This window comes from Consotaella aegiceratis, from assembly GCF_036541425.1.
Classification (GTDB): Bacteria; Pseudomonadota; Alphaproteobacteria; order Rhizobiales; family Rhizobiaceae; genus Consotaella; species Consotaella aegiceratis.
The window spans coordinates 63989-82989 of record NZ_JAZHFT010000002.1 but is presented as its reverse complement, the minus strand read 5'-3'; the positions used below and the strand labels follow the sequence as shown (position 1 = coordinate 82989).

General features: G+C 66.4%; 15 protein-coding genes. 10 read left to right on the top strand and 5 right to left on the bottom strand.

Annotated features, from left to right (window positions below; genetic code table 11):
* Positions 1-153: 153 nt before the first annotated feature.
* A complete protein-coding gene (locus SMD10_RS01945) occupies positions 154-381 on the bottom strand; it encodes a sulfurtransferase TusA family protein (protein ID WP_331683955.1) in 228 nt (75 codons plus the stop codon).
* A gap of 419 nt (positions 382-800) precedes the next feature.
* Here SMD10_RS01945 and SMD10_RS01940 point away from each other — a divergent pair, with 419 nt between their 5' ends.
* The 8 genes from SMD10_RS01940 to SMD10_RS01905 all read left to right on the top strand — a co-directional run bounded on the left by SMD10_RS01940 (position 801) and on the right by SMD10_RS01905 (position 12147).
* The gene (locus tag SMD10_RS01940) at positions 801-1133 is read left to right on the top strand and encodes an ArsR/SmtB family transcription factor (RefSeq protein WP_331683954.1); all 333 of its coding nucleotides are present in this window, start codon (positions 801-803) and stop codon (positions 1131-1133) included.
* A complete protein-coding gene (hypF, locus tag SMD10_RS01935) occupies positions 1108-3420 on the top strand; it encodes a carbamoyltransferase HypF (protein ID WP_331683953.1) in 2313 nt (770 codons plus the stop codon). The genes SMD10_RS01940 and hypF overlap by 26 nt, the downstream gene beginning before the upstream one ends.
* A 269-nt stretch (positions 3421-3689) precedes the next feature.
* Positions 3690-4652 carry a galactofuranose ABC transporter, galactofuranose-binding protein YtfQ gene (gene ytfQ / locus SMD10_RS01930; protein WP_331683952.1) on the top strand — a complete coding sequence of 321 codons (963 nt, stop codon included), beginning with the start codon at positions 3690-3692 and terminating at the stop codon, positions 4650-4652.
* A gap of 149 nt (positions 4653-4801) precedes the next feature.
* Entirely contained in the window at positions 4802-6325 is a 1524-nt protein-coding gene (ytfR, locus tag SMD10_RS01925) for a galactofuranose ABC transporter, ATP-binding protein YtfR (protein WP_331683951.1), read from the top strand.
* The gene (locus tag SMD10_RS01920; protein WP_331683950.1) at positions 6322-7347 is read left to right on the top strand and encodes an ABC transporter permease; all 1026 of its coding nucleotides are present in this window, start codon (positions 6322-6324) and stop codon (positions 7345-7347) included. Before ytfR ends, SMD10_RS01920 begins: the two co-directional genes overlap by 4 nt.
* Positions 7344-8330 (top strand): galactofuranose ABC transporter, permease protein YjfF, encoded by a 987-nt coding sequence (gene yjfF / locus SMD10_RS01915; RefSeq protein WP_331683949.1) that lies wholly within the window; start codon positions 7344-7346, stop codon positions 8328-8330. The genes SMD10_RS01920 and yjfF overlap by 4 nt, the downstream gene beginning before the upstream one ends.
* A 110-nt stretch (positions 8331-8440) precedes the next feature.
* The gene (locus SMD10_RS01910; RefSeq protein WP_331683948.1) at positions 8441-11269 is read left to right on the top strand and encodes a heavy metal translocating P-type ATPase; all 2829 of its coding nucleotides are present in this window, start codon (positions 8441-8443) and stop codon (positions 11267-11269) included.
* Between the two features lie 263 nt (positions 11270-11532).
* Positions 11533-12147 (top strand): NUDIX hydrolase, encoded by a 615-nt coding sequence (locus SMD10_RS01905; protein WP_331683947.1) that lies wholly within the window; start codon positions 11533-11535, stop codon positions 12145-12147.
* 102 nt (positions 12148-12249) lie between these two features.
* Here the strand turns inward: SMD10_RS01905 and SMD10_RS01900 are convergent, their stop codons facing one another.
* The 3 genes from SMD10_RS01900 to SMD10_RS01890 all read right to left on the bottom strand — a co-directional run bounded on the left by SMD10_RS01900 (position 12250) and on the right by SMD10_RS01890 (position 15259).
* Positions 12250-13146, bottom strand: a complete 897-nt coding sequence (locus tag SMD10_RS01900; protein WP_331683946.1) for an NAD-dependent epimerase/dehydratase family protein — start codon at positions 13144-13146, stop codon at positions 12250-12252.
* A 119-nt stretch (positions 13147-13265) separates the two neighbouring features.
* Positions 13266-14063 (bottom strand): SDR family NAD(P)-dependent oxidoreductase, encoded by a 798-nt coding sequence (locus SMD10_RS01895; RefSeq protein WP_331683945.1) that lies wholly within the window; start codon positions 14061-14063, stop codon positions 13266-13268.
* A gap of 158 nt (positions 14064-14221) precedes the next feature.
* A complete protein-coding gene (locus SMD10_RS01890; RefSeq protein WP_331683944.1) occupies positions 14222-15259 on the bottom strand; it encodes an aldo/keto reductase in 1038 nt (345 codons plus the stop codon).
* A 189-nt stretch (positions 15260-15448) separates the two neighbouring features.
* On the opposite strand from SMD10_RS01890, the gene SMD10_RS01885 reads away from it, so the two are divergent.
* The gene (locus SMD10_RS01885; protein WP_331684183.1) at positions 15449-16396 is read left to right on the top strand and encodes a LysR substrate-binding domain-containing protein; all 948 of its coding nucleotides are present in this window, start codon (positions 15449-15451) and stop codon (positions 16394-16396) included.
* Here SMD10_RS01885 and SMD10_RS01880 read toward each other — a convergent pair.
* Positions 16393-17421, bottom strand: a complete 1029-nt coding sequence (locus SMD10_RS01880) for a LacI family DNA-binding transcriptional regulator (RefSeq protein ID WP_331683943.1) — start codon at positions 17419-17421, stop codon at positions 16393-16395. The two genes, SMD10_RS01885 and SMD10_RS01880, sit on opposite strands and share 4 nt — an antisense overlap.
* Before the next feature lie 501 nt (positions 17422-17922).
* Here SMD10_RS01880 and xylF point away from each other — a divergent pair.
* Entirely contained in the window at positions 17923-18939 is a 1017-nt protein-coding gene (gene xylF, locus SMD10_RS01875) for a D-xylose ABC transporter substrate-binding protein (RefSeq protein WP_331683942.1), read from the top strand.
* The last annotated feature ends 62 nt before the right edge of the window (positions 18940-19001 follow it).

The following is a 19001-nucleotide window of genomic DNA, read 5'->3' as shown; positions in this document are numbered from 1 at the left end:
GTAGCGGCAAGGGCGCGGCGATATTTCACCCCTCGCGCCGCGCCCCCGCTGTCCTAGTGGCGATCGATCTTCGTCGACCTGTCCGTATCCACGCTTGCTGCACAGCTCAGTTTCCGCTCGGTTGGTTAACGAATGGTTAACGCCGGCATTTGCTCAGCCGGCGCGTCTGATCACGAAGCGGTAGACGCTGCCATCCTGCGTCTGATCGAGGAGATCGTTGCCACTCTCCCGGCAGAAGGCGGGCAGGTCGATCACCGACAGCGGGTCGCTGGCGAGCACCTCCAGAATTTCGCCAGCCGCCATCGTCCGGAGGGCCTTCCGGGTCTTCAGCACGGGCAGCGGACAGTTCAAGCCTCTGGTATCGAGGACCGTGTCGGCCATGGCTATGGGGTGCTCCCGATGTCGAGCCGGCTCGCGGCGAGGGCCGGTCATCGGCGGCCATTTAGCACAAAGCGCGACGTGCCGCCCAACGGGCCGGCGACAGTGTCTCCGTAGCGTCAACGGCCATGGTCGGTCCGGGATAGACTTGAGCCGTCCGAGTCTATCGCCGGGTTCTTCTGAAGAGTGGGCAAGCATGACGATGGCGAGCTGCAATCGTGTGCAGCAAAGGCCCGACGGTCGATCGAACGGCGGAAGACCACGGGTTTGAAGCGCGTGGTTTGGACCTTGGAACTGGAATGGCTCTTGATCCTACGGCCCAAAAGATGGGATGTAGAACAACAGAGTTGAGTTAGTCGGTCGAGTTTGTCGCAGCCGGAGGTTGGGGGCGGTGGCGATGCTCGTTTGGTCAGTGGTGGTCCATGCTGGATTTTCCCGTGGAAATGAACACAGCTGCGCTCGAGGAAAATGCAGAACGGGCGGCCGCATTGCTACGCTCGATCGGCAGCAAGTGGCGCCTCTTGATCCTGTGCCAGCTGGTCCACGGGGAAAAATCCGTCGGTGAACTGGAGCGGATCATCGGGCTCAGCCAGTCGGCTCTGTCCCAGCATCTGATGGTTCTTCGCCGTCATGAGCTTGTGCAGACGCGCCGTTCGGCGCAAATGATCTTCTATTCGCTCAACGGCCGGGAGGTCAGCGCGGTTCTCTCGACGCTGTACGGGCTTTATTGTGGGGTACCCGACGTCCAACGCTGATGGCGGCCCGCACCGGGCAGCTCGCCGCATCGTGGTCGGCGGGCGGGTGCAGGGCGTCGGCTTTCGGCCCTTCGTCTATCGTCTCGCCAAGAGTTGCGGGCTCGTCGGCTGGGTGCGCAACGACGCCGGGCGGGTGATCATCGAGATCGCCGGTGCGTCGGCGGATCTGCAGCGCTTCGAGCTGGCGCTCACCGACGAGGCGCCGCCCCTGGCGCGACCGCGGCTCGAATCCTCGCAAGTCGTCGCGGCCAGCGATTTTGCCGACTTTCGCATTCTGGCCAGCGCGGTCGCGAGCGAGCCGGACATTCATCTGCCGCCCGATCTCTTCTGCTGCGACGACTGCGTCGCCGAACTGCGTGATCCGGGCGAGCGCCGGCATCGCTATCCCTTTACCAACTGCACCCAGTGCGGCCCTCGCTATACGATCATTCGGGCGCTGCCCTATGACCGGCCATCGACTGCGATGGCAGGCTTTCCGCTGTGTCCGGACTGCGGCGCGGAGTACGGCGATCCGATGGACCGGCGCTTTCACGCCCAGCCGCTCGCCTGCCCCGTCTGCGGTCCGCGACTGAGCTTTTTTCGCGAAGGCGTTCGCGAAGCCCACGGCGAAGCGGCTTTGGCCGCGACGGTCGCCTGCCTCCAAGCTGGCGGCATCGTCGCCGTCAAGGGGATCGGCGGCTATCATCTGGTCTGCGACGCGGCGAACGAAAAGGCTGTCGCCGCCCTGCGGGAGCGCAAGCGGCGCCCGGACAAGCCGCTGGCGATCATGGTGCCGCAGACCGGCACAGACGGCCTCGATGCCGCGCGGATTGCTGTCACCCTCGATGCGGCGGAAGCCTCGGCGCTGGCCGATCCGGTGCGTCCGATCGTGCTGGCAACCAAGCGTGCCGACAGCGCTCTGGCGCAGGCGCTCGCCCCCGGCCTGTCGGAGCTCGGCGTCTTTCTGCCCTATAGCCCTCTCCACCATCTGCTGCTGTCCGATTTCGGCGCGCCGGTGGTGGCGACTTCGGGCAACATCAGCGGCGAACCGGTGATCACCGACAACGAGGAGGCCCGGCACCGTCTCGCCTGGGTGGCCGACGCTTTTCTGGAGCACGACCGGCCAATCCTGCGTCCGGCCGATGATTCCGTGGTGCGGGTGATCGGCGGGCGGGCACGGCCGATCCGCGTCGGACGCGGCCTGGCGCCCCTGGAACTGGACCTGGACGCGCCGCTGGGCGAGCCGCTGCTGGCGGTGGGCGGACATATGAAGGGCGCGATCGCGCTCGCGTGGAACAGCCGGGCGATCGTCTCGCCGCATATCGGTGAGCTCGACAGTCCGCGCAGCCGTGCCGTCTTCGAGCAGGTGATCGCCGATCTCCAGGATCTTTATGGCGTCCTGGCCCGCCGCGTCGTGTGCGACGGCCACCCGGACTACGCCTCGACACGATGGGCGGTTGCCGACGGCCGGCCCGTCACCCGAGTGCAGCATCATGTCGCCCATGCCTCGGCTCTGGCGGGCGAACATCCCGAGATCGGCCGCTGGCTGGTCTTTGCCTGGGACGGCGTCGGGCTGGGGCCGGACAACGAATTGTGGGGCGGCGAGGCCTTGCTGGGCGCGCCGGGCGACTGGCATCGGGTCGGCAGCATCCGGCCGTTCCGCCTGATCGGCGGCGACCGGGTGGGACGCGAGCCCTGGCGCACGGCCGCCGCCCTGATGTGGGAGACCGGCCGCTCCTGGCTGCCGCGCCACGAGGCGGGGCCGCTGGCCGCCGAGGCCTGGCAGAAGGGCGTGCGGCTAATGCGGACCTCCTCCGTCGGCCGGCTTTTCGATGCCGCCGCCGCTCTGATCCTGGGGATCGAGACGGCAAGCTTCGAAGGCCAGGGGCCGATGCTGTTGGAAAGCATCGCTCAGGACCGATGCGACGCGGTGCCGTTGCCGCTGATCGAGAGCGGAGACGGCGTGTCGTGTGTCGACTGGGAGCCGCTGCTGGAGATCCTGGTCGACGAGCGTCTCGCGCCGGCGGCGCGGGCCGGCATCTTTCACGAGAGCTTGGCGCGCGCTTTGCTGCGTCAGGTCCTCGCTCTGGCCGAGACGCTGAGCTTCGATGCTGTTGGCCTCGGGGGCGGCGTGTTCCAGAACCGCCGCCTGGCCGAGCGCGTGCTCGCGCTTTGCGCGGAGCAGGGCATCGTCGCCCATCTTCCGCGTCTCGTGCCGGCCAACGACGGCGGGCTTGCGTTCGGCCAGATCATCGAGGCTCAGGCCCTTCTTCGCTGCGGTGCGGCGGAGATATCACGCAAGGGTTGAGGCGATCGCGGCTGCCGTCACGGCCGGATCACCCCCGCGATACGATTGCTTTTGCTGCAGTGCAAAAGAACTTGTCCTTGGCGGGAAAGTATTGGCTGTGCTGTCGGGCAGAATCGGCAAGTTTCCAGAAAATCTGGGGGCCGGTCGCTCACGCGTCGCAGCAGGATCGTCCATCTATTGAGCGGTTTCCACCCTAGCGCGACCAATCGGTGCGCGCTAGCGTAGCGGCACCGGTGGGGAGACCGGTCAATACAAATGGGAGAGATACCATGCGATCGTTGATTTTGCTGGCCGGGACGGCAGTCGCGGCGAGTTTGGCTTGGTCGTCCGCAAGCGCGGCCGACATGACCGTCGGATTCTCACAGATCGGTTCGGAATCGGGCTGGCGCGCCGCCGAGACTACTCTGACGCAGCAGCAGGCTAAGGAGCGCGGCATCGACCTGAAGTTCGCCGATGCGCAGCAGAAGCAGGAAAACCAGATCAAGGCGATCCGTGGCTTCATCGCCCAGGGCGTCGACGCGATCCTGCTCGCGCCCGTCGTCGCCACCGGTTGGGACTCGGTGCTCGAAGAGGCCAAGGACGCCGATATCCCGGTCGTCCTGCTCGACCGTCAGGTCGATTCCTCCGACGATCTCTATTTGACGGCGGTGGGCTCGGACCTGCATCACGAGGGCGTCGTCGCCGGCGAGTGGCTGGTGGGCGAGGTCGGCGACAAGGATTGCAACGTGGTCGAGCTGCAGGGCACCACGGGCTCGTCGCCCGCGATCCTGCGCAAGGAAGGCTTCGCGGAAGCGATCGAGGGCCACGACAACATCAAGATCGTCCGCAGCCAGACCGGCGACTTCACCCGTACCAAGGGCAAGGAAGTCATGGAGAGCTTCCTGAAAGCGGAAAACGGCGGCAGCAACATCTGCGCGCTCTATGCCCACAACGACGACATGGCCGTCGGCGCGATCCAGGCGATCAAGGAAGCCGGCCTGAAGCCGGGCGAGGATATCCTGGTGGTTTCGATCGACGCCGTTCCGGACATCTTCCTGGCGATGTCCGAGGGCGAGGCCAACGCGACGGTCGAACTGACGCCGAACATGGCCGGCCCGGCCTTCGATGCGCTGGCCGCCTATTTCGACAGCGGCACCGTGCCGCCGAAGTTCATCCAGACCGAATCGAAGCTCTACACCCAGGCCGACGACCCGAAGGCCGTCTACGAGGAAAAGAAGAACCTCGGCTACTGAGCCCCATCCGTCCTGTGTCGTCCGCTTCGGCGGGCGGCACGCCCTTCCGGACGCTGCCGGATAAGGCCCCAGGCCTGCCGCTCGTGCCGGAATCCAAAGGTCGAGCGGCGAGGCGACCGGCGTCCGCGCCGCTCATGGGGATCGGATCGATGGTGAATGACAAACCGCTGCTCCGCGTCAGAGGAGTCAGCAAGAGTTTCTTCGGCGTCACCGCGCTCGACAACGTGGACTTTTCGCTCCAGGCCGGCGAGGTCCACGCATTGCTTGGCGAGAACGGCGCCGGCAAGTCGACGCTCATCAAGGTCATCACCGGTGCCTATCGCCGCGACAGCGGCGAAGTGCTCCTCGACGGCGCGGCGATCGCCCCGCGCGACGTCCTCGACGCCCAGGCGCTCGGCATCGGCACGGTCTATCAGGAGGTGAACCTGCTGCCGAACCTCTCGGTGGCCGAAAACCTCTTCATCGGCCGCCAGCCCATGCGCTTCGGTCTCACCCATGTGCGCGAGATGAACCGCCGCGCCCGCGCGATCCTCGACCGTTATGCGCTGGGCATCGATCCCCGCGCGCAGCTTTCGAGCTTTTCGGTGGCGATCCAGCAGATCATCGCGATCGCCCGCGCCGTCGATATCTCCGGCAAGGTGCTGATCCTCGACGAGCCGACGGCCAGTCTCGACGCGGCCGAGGTGGAGATGCTGTTCGACGTGGTGCGACAGCTGCGCGCCCAGGGCCTGGGCATCATCTTCATCAGCCACTTCCTCGATCAGGTCTACCAGATCGCCGACGCGGTGACCGTGCTGCGCAACGGCCGGCTGATCGCCTCGCGGTCGGTGGACGGGCTCGACCGTCTCGACCTCGTCTCCATGATGCTCGGCCACCGGCTGGAGGAGGCGGAAGACAGCGCGCAGGCGGCCACGCCGCCGCCCGCCGGCGAGCCCATTGTGCGGGTGCGGCAACTCGGCAAACGCGGTGTGATCGCGCCCTTCGATCTCGACGTTCGGCGCGGCGAGGTGGTCGGCGTCGCCGGGCTGCTCGGCTCCGGCCGCACCGAGACGGCGCAGCTTCTGTTCGGCATCGAGGCGGCCGATGGCGGCACGCTGGAGGTGGAGGGCAAGCTCGTCACCCTGGCCTCGCCGCAAAAGGCGGTGCGCGCCGGCTTCGGCTTCTGCCCGGAGGATCGCAAGACCGACGGCATCGCTGGCGATCTGTCGGTGCGCGAGAACATCGCGCTCGCCTTGCAGGCACGGCGCGGCTGGGCGCGGCCCTTGTCGCGGCGCGAGCAGGACGAGATTGCCGACCACTATATCGCGGCGCTGGACATCCGCACCGCGGGCAAGGACATGCCGCTGAAGTTCCTCTCGGGCGGCAACCAGCAGAAGGTGCTCCTGGCCCGCTGGCTGGCGACCAATCCGCGCTTCCTCATTCTCGACGAGCCGACGCGCGGCATCGATGTGGGGGCGCATGCCGAGATCATCCGGCTGATCCGCGAGCTCTGCCGCCAGGGCATGTCGCTCCTGGTGATTTCCTCGGAACTCGACGAACTGGTCGGCTACTCGTCGCGCGTCATCGTCCTGCGTGACCGGCGGCACGTCGCCGAACTCACCGGCGAGGAGGTCTCGACGGCCGGCATCATGCGGGCGATCGCCTCGCGTGGCACCCCGGAGGCAGTGGCATGAGCGGCGTATCCCGGACATTGAGGCGGCTCGCCCCGCAACTGGCGGCGCTCGCCGTCATCCTGCTTCTCAACGCGCTGATCTCGCCGGGCTTCTTCCATGTCGAAATCCAGAACGGGCGGCTCTACGGCAGCCTGATCGACGTCATCAACCGCGGCGCGCCGGTGGCGCTGCTCGCCATCGGCATGACGCTGGTGATCGCCACCAAAGGCATCGACCTGTCGGTGGGAGCGGCAATGGCGATCACCGGCGCGGTCGCCGCGTCGCTGATCACCCAGGGCTATTCGCTGCCTGCCACGCTCGCCGGCACGCTCGGCGTCGGCATCCTGTGCGGCTTGTGGAACGGTGCGCTGGTCGCTCTGCTCGACATTCAGCCGATCATCGCGACCCTGATCCTGATGGTGGCCGGGCGCGGCATCGCGCAACTGATCACCGAGGGCGTCATCCTGACCTTTACCCATCCGGGGCTGATCTTCGTCGGCAGCGGGTCGGTCCTGGGGCTGCCGATGCCGTTCGTCATCTGGATCCTCATGGCCGTCCTGATCGTCGCGATCGTCCGGCGCACGGCGCTCGGGCTTTTGATCGAGGCGATCGGCATCAACCGTCGCGCCTCGACGCTCGCCGGCGTCAATTCGCGCTCGCTGCTCCTGGCGGTCTACGCCACCTCGGGGCTCTGCGCCGCCGCCGCCGGCGTGATCGCCGCCGCCGACATCAGAGGCGCCGACGCCAACAATGCCGGCCTGTGGCTCGAACTCGACGCCATCCTTGCCGTCGTCATCGGCGGCACGTCGTTGCTCGGCGGCCGATTTTCCATCGTTGGGTCGCTCATCGGCGCGATGATCATGCAGGCCGTGAACACCGGCATCCTGGTGGCCGGCTTCCCGCCCGAGTTCAACCTGATCATCAAGGCGGCGATCATTCTGGTGATCCTGATCGTCCAGTCGCCGGCCAGCCAGATGGTCTGGGCCTATCTGCGCCGCGAGCGCCGGCATACGCCGATCAAGCAGGAGACACCGGTGCGATGAAGGGATCGCGATATCTGCCGCTGCTGACGACCATCGTCGTTTTCGTCCTCGCCTATCTGATCTGCGTGGCGCAGTTCCCGTCGATGTGGTCGACCCGCGTTGCCGGCAATCTTTTGACCGACAATGCGTTCCTCGGCATCACGGCGGTCGGCATGACCTTCGTCATCCTGTCGGGCGGCATCGACCTGTCGGTCGGCTCGGTGATCGCCTTCACCGGCGTCTTCCTGGCCGTGGTTCTGAAGAATTTCAGCATCCACCCGCTGGTCGCCTTCGCGCTGGCGCTGATGATCACCACGGCCTTCGGCGCCTGCATGGGGGCAATCATCCACTATCTTCAGATGCCAGCCTTCATCGTCACCCTGGCCGGCATGTTCCTCGCCCGCGGCGTGGCCTTCCTCCTGTCGATCGACTCGGTGCCGATCACCCATCCCTTCTACGACACGCTCCAGCACATCTATTACAAGATGCCGGGCGGTGGTCGGCTGACGCTGATCGGCGTCACCATGCTCGTCGTCTTCGTCGTCGGCACGCTGGTGGCGCAGCGCACGCGCTTCGGCACCAACGTCTACGCGCTGGGCGGCAGTCTGCAATCGGCGGAACTGATGGGCGTGCCGGTGGCGCGCACGACCATCGGCATCTACGCCGTCTCCGGCTTCCTGGCCGGGCTGTCGGGCATCGTCTTCTCGCTCTACACCTCGGCCGGCTACTCGCTGGCCGCCGTCGGCGTCGAGCTCGACGCCATCGCCGCCGTGGTCATCGGCGGAACGCTGCTCACCGGCGGGGCCGGGTTCGTCGCCGGCACGCTGATCGGCATCTTCATCCAGGGGCTGATCCAGACCTACATCGTCTTCGACGGCACGCTGTCGAGTTGGTGGACCAAGATCGTCATCGGCCTGCTGCTCTTCGGTTTCATCGCGCTGCAACGCGGCATCCTGTGGATGTCGGAGCGCGGCGTCGGACCCTGGCGCGCCCAGTCGGCGTGACGGCGCAAGGCTGCCTTGCCCGGACGAAATGTCTCGGGCGGGATATCCTCCTTGACCTTCCAGTGACTGGAAGCTCCATCTAGCTATCGTCTGCTTATGGAGACGATGCGATGAACGAGAGTCTTCCAGCCGAGCGCTTCGTCCAGCCTGGAGCGTCGCGCCACTATACGGTCGAGGGCATGACCTGCGCCTCCTGCGTGCGGCGGGTGGAACGGGCGATCGCTTCGGTGCCGGGCGTTCGGTCCGCCAACGTCAATCTCGCGACCGAGCGTGCCGACGTCACCTTCGAGGCCGCACCCGACGATGCGGCGGTGGTCGGCGCCATCGAGCAGGCCGGCTACGAGGTGCCGCGCGAGACGATCGATCTCGGTGTCGAGGGCATGACCTGCGCTTCCTGCGTCAGGCGCGTCGAGCAGGCGATCGCCACGGTGCCCGGGGTGCAGACCGTTTCGGTCAATCTCGCCACCGAGCGCGCGTCGATCGCGGGGACCTCCGTCGATCTTGCCGCCGTCGAAGCGGCGGTGCGCCAGGCCGGCTACGAACCGCATCGTCTGGACGGCGGTGCGGGCGCTGCCGACAAGCGCGCCGAGGCCAAGGCGAAGGAATTCAGCGCGCTGAAGCGTGACCTTCTGCTGGCCGCCCTCCTGACGCTCCCCGTCTTCCTGATGGAAATGGGCTCCCATTTCATCCCCGGGGCCAGAGCGGTCGTCGAGGGCAGTCTCGGTGTCTTCGGCAGCCGGCTCGTCGAGTTCGTGCTGACCAGCGTCGTCCTGTTCGGTCCCGGCCTGCGCTTCTTCAGGAAGGGCGTGCCGGCGCTTCTGCATGGCGCGCCGGACATGAACTCGCTCACCGTCGTCGGCGCCAGCGCCGCCTGGGCCTTTTCGGTCGTGGCCACCTTCTGGCCCTCGGCGCTGCCGCAAGGCACGGTGCACGTCTATTTCGAAGCCGCGGCGATGATCGTCACGCTGATCCTGTTCGGCCGTTTGCTCGAGGCGCGCGCCAAGGGGCGGGCCAGCGAGGCGATCAAACATCTGATCGGCCTTCAGCCGAAGACGGCGCGCGTCGAGCGCGACGGACGTTTTGCCGAAGTGCCGCTGGAACAGGTCGCTGTCGGCGACGTAATCGAGGTCCGCCCCGGCGAGAAGGTGCCGGTGGACGGCACGCTCGCCGCCGGCTCGTCCTATGTCGACGAGTCGATGATCACCGGCGAGCCGGTGCCCGTCGTCAAGGGTGAGGGCGACACGGTGGTCGGCGGCACGATCAACAAGACCGGCAGCTTCACCTACCGCGCCGAAAAGGTCGGCAGCGACACCGTGCTGGCGCAGATCGTCAAGATGGTCGAGGCGGCGCAGGGCGGCAAGCTGCCGATCCAGGCGCTGGTCGACCGGGTGACGCAGTGGTTCGTGCCGGCGGTGATGACGGCGGCGGCGCTCACTTTTGTGGTCTGGATGGTGTTCGGCCCGTCGCCCGCGCTGGGCCTGGCGCTGGTCAATGCGGTGGCGGTGCTGATCATCGCCTGCCCCTGCGCCATGGGTCTCGCCACGCCCACCTCGATCATGGTCGGCACCGGCCGGGCGGCCGAGTTCGGCGTGCTCTTCCGCAAGGGCGAGGCGCTGCAATCCTTGAACGAGACGAGCGTGGTCGCGCTCGACAAGACCGGCACGCTGACCAAGGGCCGGCCGGAACTGACCGATTTCGTCCTGGCAGACGGGTTCGAACGCGCCGAAGTGCTGGCGGTGATCGCGGCGGTGGAGGCGAAGTCGGAGCATCCGATCGCGACCGCGCTCGTGGCCGCAGCCGAGGCGGAGGGCGCGTCTGCGCCGGCGGCGGTCGACGAGTTCGAGGCGGTGCCTGGGTTCGGTGTCACGGCAACGGTTGGCGACCGCGCCGTGGCGATTGGCGCCGATCGGCTGATGGTCAAGCTTGGCATCGATGCGGCCCGGTTCGCCGACCCGGCCGGGCGGCTGGCAGAAGAGGGCAAGTCGCCGCTTTATGCCGCGCTCGACGGGCGGGCCGCGGCGCTGCTCGCGGTCTCCGATCCGATCAAGGAGACGACGCCGGCGGCGATCGCCGCGCTGCACGGACAGGGGCTGCGCGTCGCCATGATCACCGGCGACAACCGCCGCACGGCGCAAGCCGTCGCCCAAAAGCTCGGCATCGACGAGGTGGTGGCCGAGGTCCTGCCGGAAGGCAAGATCGAGGCGGTGAAGTCGCTGCGCCAGGGCGGGCGCACGGTCGCCTTCGTCGGCGACGGCATCAACGACGCGCCGGCGCTGGCCGAAGCCGACATCGGGCTCGCCATCGGCACAGGCACGGACGTCGCCATCGAAAGCGCCGACGTGGTGCTGATGTCGGGCGATCTCACCGGCGTCGCCGATGCGCTCGCGCTGTCCAAGGCGACGCTGCGCAACATCAAGCAGAACCTGTTCTGGGCCTTTGCCTACAACGTGGTGCTGATCCCGGTGGCGGCGGGTGCGCTCTATCCCGGCTTCGGCATTCTCCTGTCGCCGGTTCTCGCGGCTGGCGCGATGGCGCTCTCGAGCGTCTTCGTGGTGTCCAATGCGCTGCGGCTCAAGCGTTTTCGGCCGTCGTCGGCGGGCCGTAACGAAGCCGTTCGCGAGGCGTCGCCGTCGTTTACGCCTGAGGAAAGGCCTGCCGCGCAACCCGAGCCGGCAAAAATCCCGGCGACGCCGGAATCCACTCCAAACCTCTCACCTGGAAAGGAAGCTCCCATGCTGAAACTGAAAGTCGAGGAAATGTCCTGCAAGCACTGCGTTGCCACTGTCGAGAAGGCGGTGAAAAGCGTCGATCCGGCCGCCAAGGTCGACATCGACCTGGAGGCCGGCACGGCCATGGTCGAGAGCGGCGCCGATGAAGCCGCCATCAAGCAGGCCATTGCGCAGGCCGGCTATCCGAACGAGACGCTGCAGGCGGCCTGACCACCGGATTTTCTGCATTTATGCCAATGCCCGAGTGGTCGGTCCCGCTCGGGCATTTCCCGTTGATGCGGAGCGATCACGATCGTCGGTGGTGTAAAGGTTATCGGTGACTGAGGCTCGCCGGTGTTGGCACCTTGCGTGGGCTCCTCGTCCACGCCCGGCGCGAGGAATCCATTTGACACAATTATAGGTTGTAGTCATTCTGCCCCGACCTGATGCGGCGAAGAGGCGTCCTCGTCGCACGATCCAAATGGGAGGTTGGAATGACCCAGGCCTATCTGATTTTTTACGGCGAAGACGAGCATGGGTTCCTGTTCCTGCTCGGGACCAAGAACTGGCTGAACGGATTCTGGCAGGGCAAAGCCGGCCCGCCGAGTTGCCCCAACAATGCCGGCCAATGGGCGCCCTTTGGCGGCCGTATCGAGACCGGCTCGGGTCTGGGCGCGGCGAAAGCCACGGTGGTCAAGGAATTTCAGGAAGAATCGGGGCTGAAGTTTCCTGTCGATCCGGCCGGGGCTGCTTTCGAAACTCTGATCGAGCCGCACGATACCTCGAACTTTTATGCGCTGCTGCTGAAATTGGAGCGGGAGACCTTGAAGCAGGTCTGTCTGGCTCTGCATGAAACGGTCGCCCAGGCGTCAGGGCGCACGTCGCCGCCGGGCAAGGACGTGGTGGACTGGGAGTTCGAGGGGCAGCGCTTCTGCCAGGTGCCGCCCGGCGAGTTGGATCTGGGGATTCGTGTAGACGTTCCAGTCGAATGGTACGGCTATTCGGGCGGCGAAATCGAAGCGGCGCTGAAAAAGACCAAACCCTACAGTCAGGACATCGACTGGTATTGGGAAATCAACCAGGCGATCAAGGAGAGATTCGGCGCCTGAGCCCGCGAGTTCGAGCCACTGTGGCGGCGCCAGTCATTGCCGGGCGGCCGGCGATCGTGCGCGAGCCAAGAGCGTATGCCCTTGGCTCGACCGTCCGCGCGCTCAGGCGTCCGGCAGGTATTTTCGCCAGTTGTGCTCTTCCTTGAAGCCGAGCACCTCGCGAATCTTGCGGTTCGACAGCGGCGCCTCGTATTCGTCCAGAGGACGGGTGATCGGCACGTTCGGGCAGGCGCGCTTCAGGAACGCCTCGGTCGGCTCGTTCAGCGTGATCGTGTCGTTGGTGGCGTTGAACACCTGGAAGCCGAGCCCGTCCTTCTCTAGGCAGAGATGGACGATCTGGCCGAGATCGCGTGCGTCGATGTAGCTCCAGGCGTTGCGCTTGCGCGACATCGGGTCGGCGAGGAAGCCACGGAATTTCCCGTATTCGTGCGGCTCGATCACATTGCCGATCCGGAGCGCGTAGACGTCGGCGCCAAAACGCATGGCAAAGGCGCGCGCCGTCTTTTCGCCCACCACCTTGGACAGGCCATAGCTGTCCATGGGATCGACGTCGTAGTCCTCCTCCAGCGGAAACTGGTGAAAATCCTTGTCGCCTTCCGCGAAGCACACGCCGTAGGTCGTTTCGCTGGAGGCGATGACGACCTTGCGGATGCCGAGCTTCAGCGCCGCCTCGATCATGGTGTAGGTGCTGACCGCATTGATCCGGAAGGTTTCGTTGTCCGGCTCGATCAGGATGCGCGGGATCGCTGCGAAGTGCACCACGGCGTTGACCCTGGGCGGGACCGCGCCGGCCGCCTGGTCGGCGAAGCCGAAATGCGTGGTCAGAGCGTTGAAGACCTGGCCGCCGTCGGTCACGTCGGTGATCAGCGTGTTGACGCCGGGACAGTCGAGCGGCTTCAGATCGAGATTGAGGATGTCGTATCCCTTGGCCTTGAGCCAGGGGATGACATGGCGGCCGGCCTTGCCGGAGCCGCCGGTGAAAACGATCCGTTTGGACATGGGGTCTCCTCCGATCGGCGGCCCGCGCGGCCGGGGCCGGGCTGCGCCGCCGCAAAAAATTCATTGAGCGGCGAAATGCCGGTGCCCGAGGCGGCAAACCTCCTCGGACGAGGATGGGCCTAAACCATCAGCTGTCCGCCGTTGACCTCGATGGTCTGGCCGGTGATGTAGCCGCTCAGGCCTTCCGAGGCGAGAAAGAGGTAGGCGCCGACGCAGTCCTCGGCCGTGCCGAGCCGCTTCTGCGGGATGGTCTCGGCGATCTGGGCCAGTCTGTCCGGTGTCGAATAGCGTTCGTGGAAGGGCGTCATGATGGTGCCGGGCGACACGGCATTGACCCGGATGCCGAACTCGACGAACTCCTTGGCCATGCCCTTGGTGACGTTGGAGACGAATGCCTTGGCCGAGCCGTAGACGCCCGATCCGTGCGAGGCGCCGTTGCGCGCCGCGATCGAACTGGTGTTGATGATGAAGCCGCCCTGCTGTTTCAGGTGCGGCAGGGCCACCCGCGAGGCGGTGATCACCGAGCGGGCGTTGAGGTCCATCACCTTGTCGTACTGCTCGTCGGTCATCTCGGCATAGGGCACACGGCCGAGCATGGCGCCGGCATTGTTGATCAGGCCGTCGAGGCGGCCGAAATGCGCCGCCGTCTCCTCCACGACGCGGGTCAGTTCGCCCGACTGGGCCGCGTCGCCGCGGACCAGGAAGACCTTGCCGCCGTCATGAACGATCTCCTCGGCAACAGTCTCGGCCGCGTCGACGCTGGCATTGTAATGCAGGCCGACCTGGGCTCCTTGCGCGGCAAAGGCCCGGGCGAGTGCGGCGCCGATACCCGTCGAGGCGCCGGTGATCAGGACCACCTTTCCGGCAAGGTCGGGGATGATCAGGCGGAGATTTTCGGTGGCGGCGGTCTCGGTCATGGGCTGTCTCTGTCGTTCGCTTGGGTGGCCGGTTGGAGGTCCGCCGGCAGGATGAGCCATGGCCGGCGATCGTCCTGGAAGGGCCGCTTGTCGTCCGGCCTTCGGCCGCGTCGAGCATAGGGAGGGCCGCCGGCCCGCGTCAACGAAGCGGCCCCGGTTCAGACCTCGGGCAGGGCGGGGCCGCTGCCCGCGCCGGTCGCCTCGATGGCGGCCGCGATCGCGGTCATGTCCGCGCCGGTCAGCTCCAGCGCGGCCGCGCCGATCCAGCCGTCGACCTGGGCCGGGGTTCGTGCTCCGACGATGGCCGCGGTGACCGCCGGCCAGGCGAGCGTCCAGGCGACCGCCACGGCGGCGACGCTGGTGCCGTGACGTTCGGCGATCGGCTTCAAGGCCTCGGCCAGCGCGAGATTGCGCTCCAGGGCCTCGCCGGAAAACTGCGGGTTGCGGGTGCGCCAATCGCCCTCCGGCAGGGAGCGCAGGCGCTCCATCGAGAAGCGGCCGGTGAGCAGGCCGGACTGCATCGGACTGTAAACGATGACGCCGGTCTCGTGGGCCCGGCACCAGGGCAGTTCGGCGGCCGCGATATCGCGGCGGATCGCCGAGAACGGTGGCTGCAGCGTGTCGACATGCCCAATCGCCTCAGCCCGTTCGAGCTGCTGCGGATTGTGGTTCGACAGGCCGACGGCGCGGACCTTGCCTTCGGCCTTCAGGTCGAGCAACGTCTGCCAATAGTCCTCGATCGGGGTGCCGTCCTCGGCCGGCCAGTGAACCTGATAGAGGTCGATGCGCTCGACGCCGAGGCGCTTGAGCGACCGCTCGGCCTCGGCGCGCAGGCTCGCCGCCGCGCCGACCCGGCGCGATCCACCTTCGGCGCCCTCTTCGTCCCAGACCAGGCCGCACTTGGTGAAGAAATAGGGACGTTCGGCTGCCGGAATGGCGGACAAAGCCTCGCGAACGACCTCCTCGGAATGGCCCTTGCCATAGATCGGCGCGGTGTCGACCCAGTTGACGCCGCTCGCCACCGCATGGCGGATGGCCGCGATCGAATCCCGGTCGTCCTGGCTGCCCCAGTTGTAGGGCGAATTGGTGCCGCCGACGGCCCAGGCGCCGAAGCCGACGCGCGTGATCTCCATGTCGGTCCGGCCAAAGCGGCGGGTGGGCAGGGGGACGCCCTGCGCAAAGGTGTCGGTGGCCATGGGTTTGCCTCCTGCTGGCGACCTTCGAGGGTCGCGGACTGTCAAAGCGGCTTTGCGGTGGTGCGCGCGAAAGCATCGCCCGGCCGGCGCCTCCCGCCGATGACGCGCACCATGCGCTTGCAAAACTCATCATTCAAATTGAAAAGGGAGATGATATTATTCGACGCCATGGATTAATCGGGGGTGTTCATGGAACTGCGCCAGCTTCAGCACTTCGTCGCCGTGGCCGAGGAGCAGCATTTCACGCGAGCGGCCCAAAGGGTCAACATCGTGCAGTCGGCCCTGTCCAGTTCGGTGCGGGCGCTGGAACAGGAACTCGGCGCCAAGCTGTTCGTGCGCACCACGCGGCGCGTGCGGGTCACAGCCGCCGGCCAGATCTTTCTGGAAAAGGCGCGGATCGCGCTCGATGCGGTGCGTGACGCGCAGGAGGCGGTGAGCGCGTTCAACGGCATGAAGCGGGGCACGCTGTCGATCGGTACGGTGCAGAGCCTGCCGGCCTTTCTCGATCTTCCCGCGCTGTTCGCCGCATTCCACCAGCGCTATCCGGATATCGAGGTGCGGTTGTGCCAGGGCAACGCCTCGCACCTTGCCGACAAGATCCGCGGCGGCCGGCTCGATCTAGCGGTGCTGCCGTTGGGCGACCTGCCGGAGGGCATCGCCACCTCGCTGATCGCCTGCGAGACGCTGGTGATGGCGTGCGCGCCCGACCATCGGCTGGCCGGACGCGACGACGTGCCGCTGGCTGCCTTCAAGGATGAGCCCTTCGTCGATTTCGAACCCTCCTGGGGAACCCGGCGTCTCGCCGATCAGGCCTTCGCGGAGGCCGGGGTCGACCGCCGCATCGCCTTCGAGGTCAGCGATCTCGACACGCTTCTTGGCCTCGTGGCGCGGGCGCTCGGCGTCGCGCTGGTGCCCGAGGCGGTAGCGGAAGCGCGATCGTCTTCGCTGGGCGTCATTCGGCTGGCGGAGCCGGAAATGTGCTGGGAGCTGGTGGTCGCCTACGCTGCGGCGGAACGCCCGGACGAGGGGCCGAGCGATCCGGCGGCGCGCGCCTTCCTGGAGCTTCTGCTGACCCCGGCCGATCGGGATCGAGACGAGGCGAAGAACGCGGTCGATCTGGAGCCGGTGGCCCCTTAGGGAAGGTTGTCGCGGAAGTAGATGTCGATCGGGATGTTCGGCTCCGACGTGGCCGGCTCCTTGTCGCAGAGCGCCTTCAAGGTGTTGACGGCGGCCGTCACTTCGCTCGCCACGTTCTGGTGGATGATGGCGTCGAATGTCCCCGAGATCAGGGCCATCCGGGAATGCGGCGTCAGCTCGTGGCCGATGGTCACGATCGAATGGGCGCGCCCGCTTTCCTCCAGCGCTTCGATGATGCCGCGGTTGCCCGCGCCCAGGCTGTAGAGCCCGATCAGATCGGGATGTTCGGCGATGAGCCGTGCGGCCAGCGGCTTGGTCAGGCCGCTGTCGTCGCGCCCTTCCTCGGCGGCAAGGATCTGCAGGTGCGGAAAGTCGCGGCGCATGATCTGCTCGAAGCCGATGCGCCGCTCCGCGTGATCGTGCAGCGAAAGCGAGCCGAAGATCAGCGCCACCTTGCCCTTGCGGCCGCCCAGGAACCGACCGATCAGCGTGCCCGCGACGCGGCCGGCGCAGATGTTGTCGATCGCCACGCAGCGGGCGCGGTGCGAGGGGACCGCATCGGAGACGACGGTGACGACGGCGACACCGCGGGCGACCAGCCCGTCGATCGCCTGGCGGACGCTGGGCGAATCGATCGCCACCACGGCGACGCCCTTGACGGTCGCCGGATCGATCGCCGCCAGCTTGCGCGCGAGCGAGGCCTCCGCGAACGCCTCGTACGGGATGAGCGACAGGAAGATGCGCTGGTCGGCGAGCCGCTCGGCCGCCTCCTGGACCGCTTGGCCCAGATTGCCGATGAAGGTGTTGGCGTTGCCGGCCGGGACAAGGAACTGAAAGCGGTAGTCGCGGCCCGTCGCCAAGCTGGCGGCGAAGACGTCCCGCCTATAGTTCAGCCGTTCCACGGCGGTCTTGACGCGGGCGATCGTTGCCGGGCTGACGCCGACCCGGCCATTGAGGACGCGATCCACCGTCGCGAGACTGACACCCGCCTCGGCGGCGACGTCGTGGACCGTCACTCTCTTCACGGTAGAAACCCGCGACAGCGGAGACGAGATGTCCGCCTTGAGGTACGCTGCTCAGAAAGACCTGACATGCTGCTCATCGCTTACCATATTTGCTGCCTCTCCGCGCCATGCCGCGATTCGTCGAAGGCAAAATCTGGTCGAGGTCATGGAGCAGAAGAGCTTCTTTACTTAGACAAATAGTCTTTGCTCAGCAAGGCGTTCGAATTGGTCGAGGCGTCGCAGGGGCGTGGCGATTGGTCTCGTGCTTGGCTGTCGAACATTCTGATGAAGGGACTTGAGGCACGAACGTCGGCTGACTATAAGGCGGTCGGTAGCCGGGCTGAGAGGCTTGAAGCCACAGGTTGCTTGCGGGGCCTCCAAGACGGTCGATTTGATCGGCCGATCTAAGGGTTCGGGGAGGGTTTCGCTTCGGTATTTGATTTGGCTGCGCGCAGCATCGCGCGCGAAGGCCGCCTTTGCGGGTCGCGTCGATCCGTCGGGTTGGTAATCAGGAGGAGAAGTATGAAAAGCCTGTTTTCAGTCGCCAGTGTCGTGACCGCGGCGATGGTTGGGCTTGGAGCGTTTGCCGCACCGGCCGTTGCCAGTCCCGATAGCCCGGTCCTCGGCTTTTCGATCGACGACCTGCGCGTCGAACGTTGGGCCCGCGATCGCGACTACTTCATCGCCGCTGCCGAAGAGCTCGGCGCGACCGTGAACGTTCAGTCGGCCAACGCCGACGAGCAGCGTCAGATCCAGCAGATCGAGACGATGATCGCGCAGGGCGTCGACGCCATCGTGATCGTGCCCTTCAATTCGAAGGTGCTCACCAACACGATCAACGAAGCCAAGAGCGCCGGCATCGCCGTCGTCTCTTACGACCGCCTGATCCTCAACGCCGACGTCGACGCCTATATCTCCTTCGACAACACGCGGGTCGGCGAGATGCAGGCCCAGGGCGTCGTCGACGTGCAGCCCACCGGCCGGTATTTCCTGCTCGGCGGCTCGCCCACCGACAACAACGCCAAGCTGCTGCGCGAAGGCCAGATGAATGTCCTGCAGCCGCTGGTCGACAAGGGCGACATCGAGATCATCGGCGACCAGTGGGTCAAGGAATGGAGCCCGACCGAGGCTCTGTCGATCATCGAGAACGTGCTGACGGCCAATGCCAACGACGTCGACGCCATCGTCGCGTCGAACGACGGCACCGCCGGTGGCGCGATCCAGGCGCTCGCCGCCCAGGGTCTCGCCGGCAAGGTAGCGGTCTCGGGTCAGGATGCGGATCTCGCCGGCGTGCAGCGCGTGGTCCAGGGCACCCAGTCCATGACCGTCTACAAGCCCCTGAAGCAGATCGCTTCGGAAGCCGCCAAGCTGGCCGTCCAGCTGGTCAAGGGCGAAAAGCCCGAATTCAACGCCAAGCTCGACAACGGGATGAAGGAAGTGGACAGCCTGCTGCTGACCCCGACCACCATCACCAAGGACAACGTCCAGGTCCTGATCGACGACGACTTCTACACCAAGGAACAGGTTTTCGGCCAATAAGCCGAAGGACCAAAATGGGGGCGGCGCCAGCCGCCCCTTCTTCCATTCAAACGATTTGATTC

Coding starts and splice junctions, on each gene's coding strand:
- ytfQ (WP_331683952.1), top strand. CDS start 3,690: ATGCGATCGTTGATTTTGCTGGCCGGGACGGCAGTCGCGGCGAGTTTG.
- SMD10_RS01910 (WP_331683948.1), top strand. CDS start 8,441: ATGAACGAGAGTCTTCCAGCCGAGCGCTTCGTCCAGCCTGGAGCGTCG.
- SMD10_RS01940 (WP_331683954.1), top strand. CDS start 801: ATGCTGGATTTTCCCGTGGAAATGAACACAGCTGCGCTCGAGGAAAAT.
- SMD10_RS01945 (WP_331683955.1), bottom strand. CDS start 381: ATGGCCGACACGGTCCTCGATACCAGAGGCTTGAACTGTCCGCTGCCC.
- xylF (WP_331683942.1), top strand. CDS start 17,923: ATGAAAAGCCTGTTTTCAGTCGCCAGTGTCGTGACCGCGGCGATGGTT.
- ytfR (WP_331683951.1), top strand. CDS start 4,802: ATGGTGAATGACAAACCGCTGCTCCGCGTCAGAGGAGTCAGCAAGAGT.
- SMD10_RS01890 (WP_331683944.1), bottom strand. CDS start 15,259: ATGGCCACCGACACCTTTGCGCAGGGCGTCCCCCTGCCCACCCGCCGC.
- SMD10_RS01885 (WP_331684183.1), top strand. CDS start 15,449: ATGGAACTGCGCCAGCTTCAGCACTTCGTCGCCGTGGCCGAGGAGCAG.
- SMD10_RS01895 (WP_331683945.1), bottom strand. CDS start 14,063: ATGACCGAGACCGCCGCCACCGAAAATCTCCGCCTGATCATCCCCGAC.
- yjfF (WP_331683949.1), top strand. CDS start 7,344: ATGAAGGGATCGCGATATCTGCCGCTGCTGACGACCATCGTCGTTTTC.
- SMD10_RS01920 (WP_331683950.1), top strand. CDS start 6,322: ATGAGCGGCGTATCCCGGACATTGAGGCGGCTCGCCCCGCAACTGGCG.
- SMD10_RS01900 (WP_331683946.1), bottom strand. CDS start 13,146: ATGTCCAAACGGATCGTTTTCACCGGCGGCTCCGGCAAGGCCGGCCGC.
- SMD10_RS01905 (WP_331683947.1), top strand. CDS start 11,533: ATGACCCAGGCCTATCTGATTTTTTACGGCGAAGACGAGCATGGGTTC.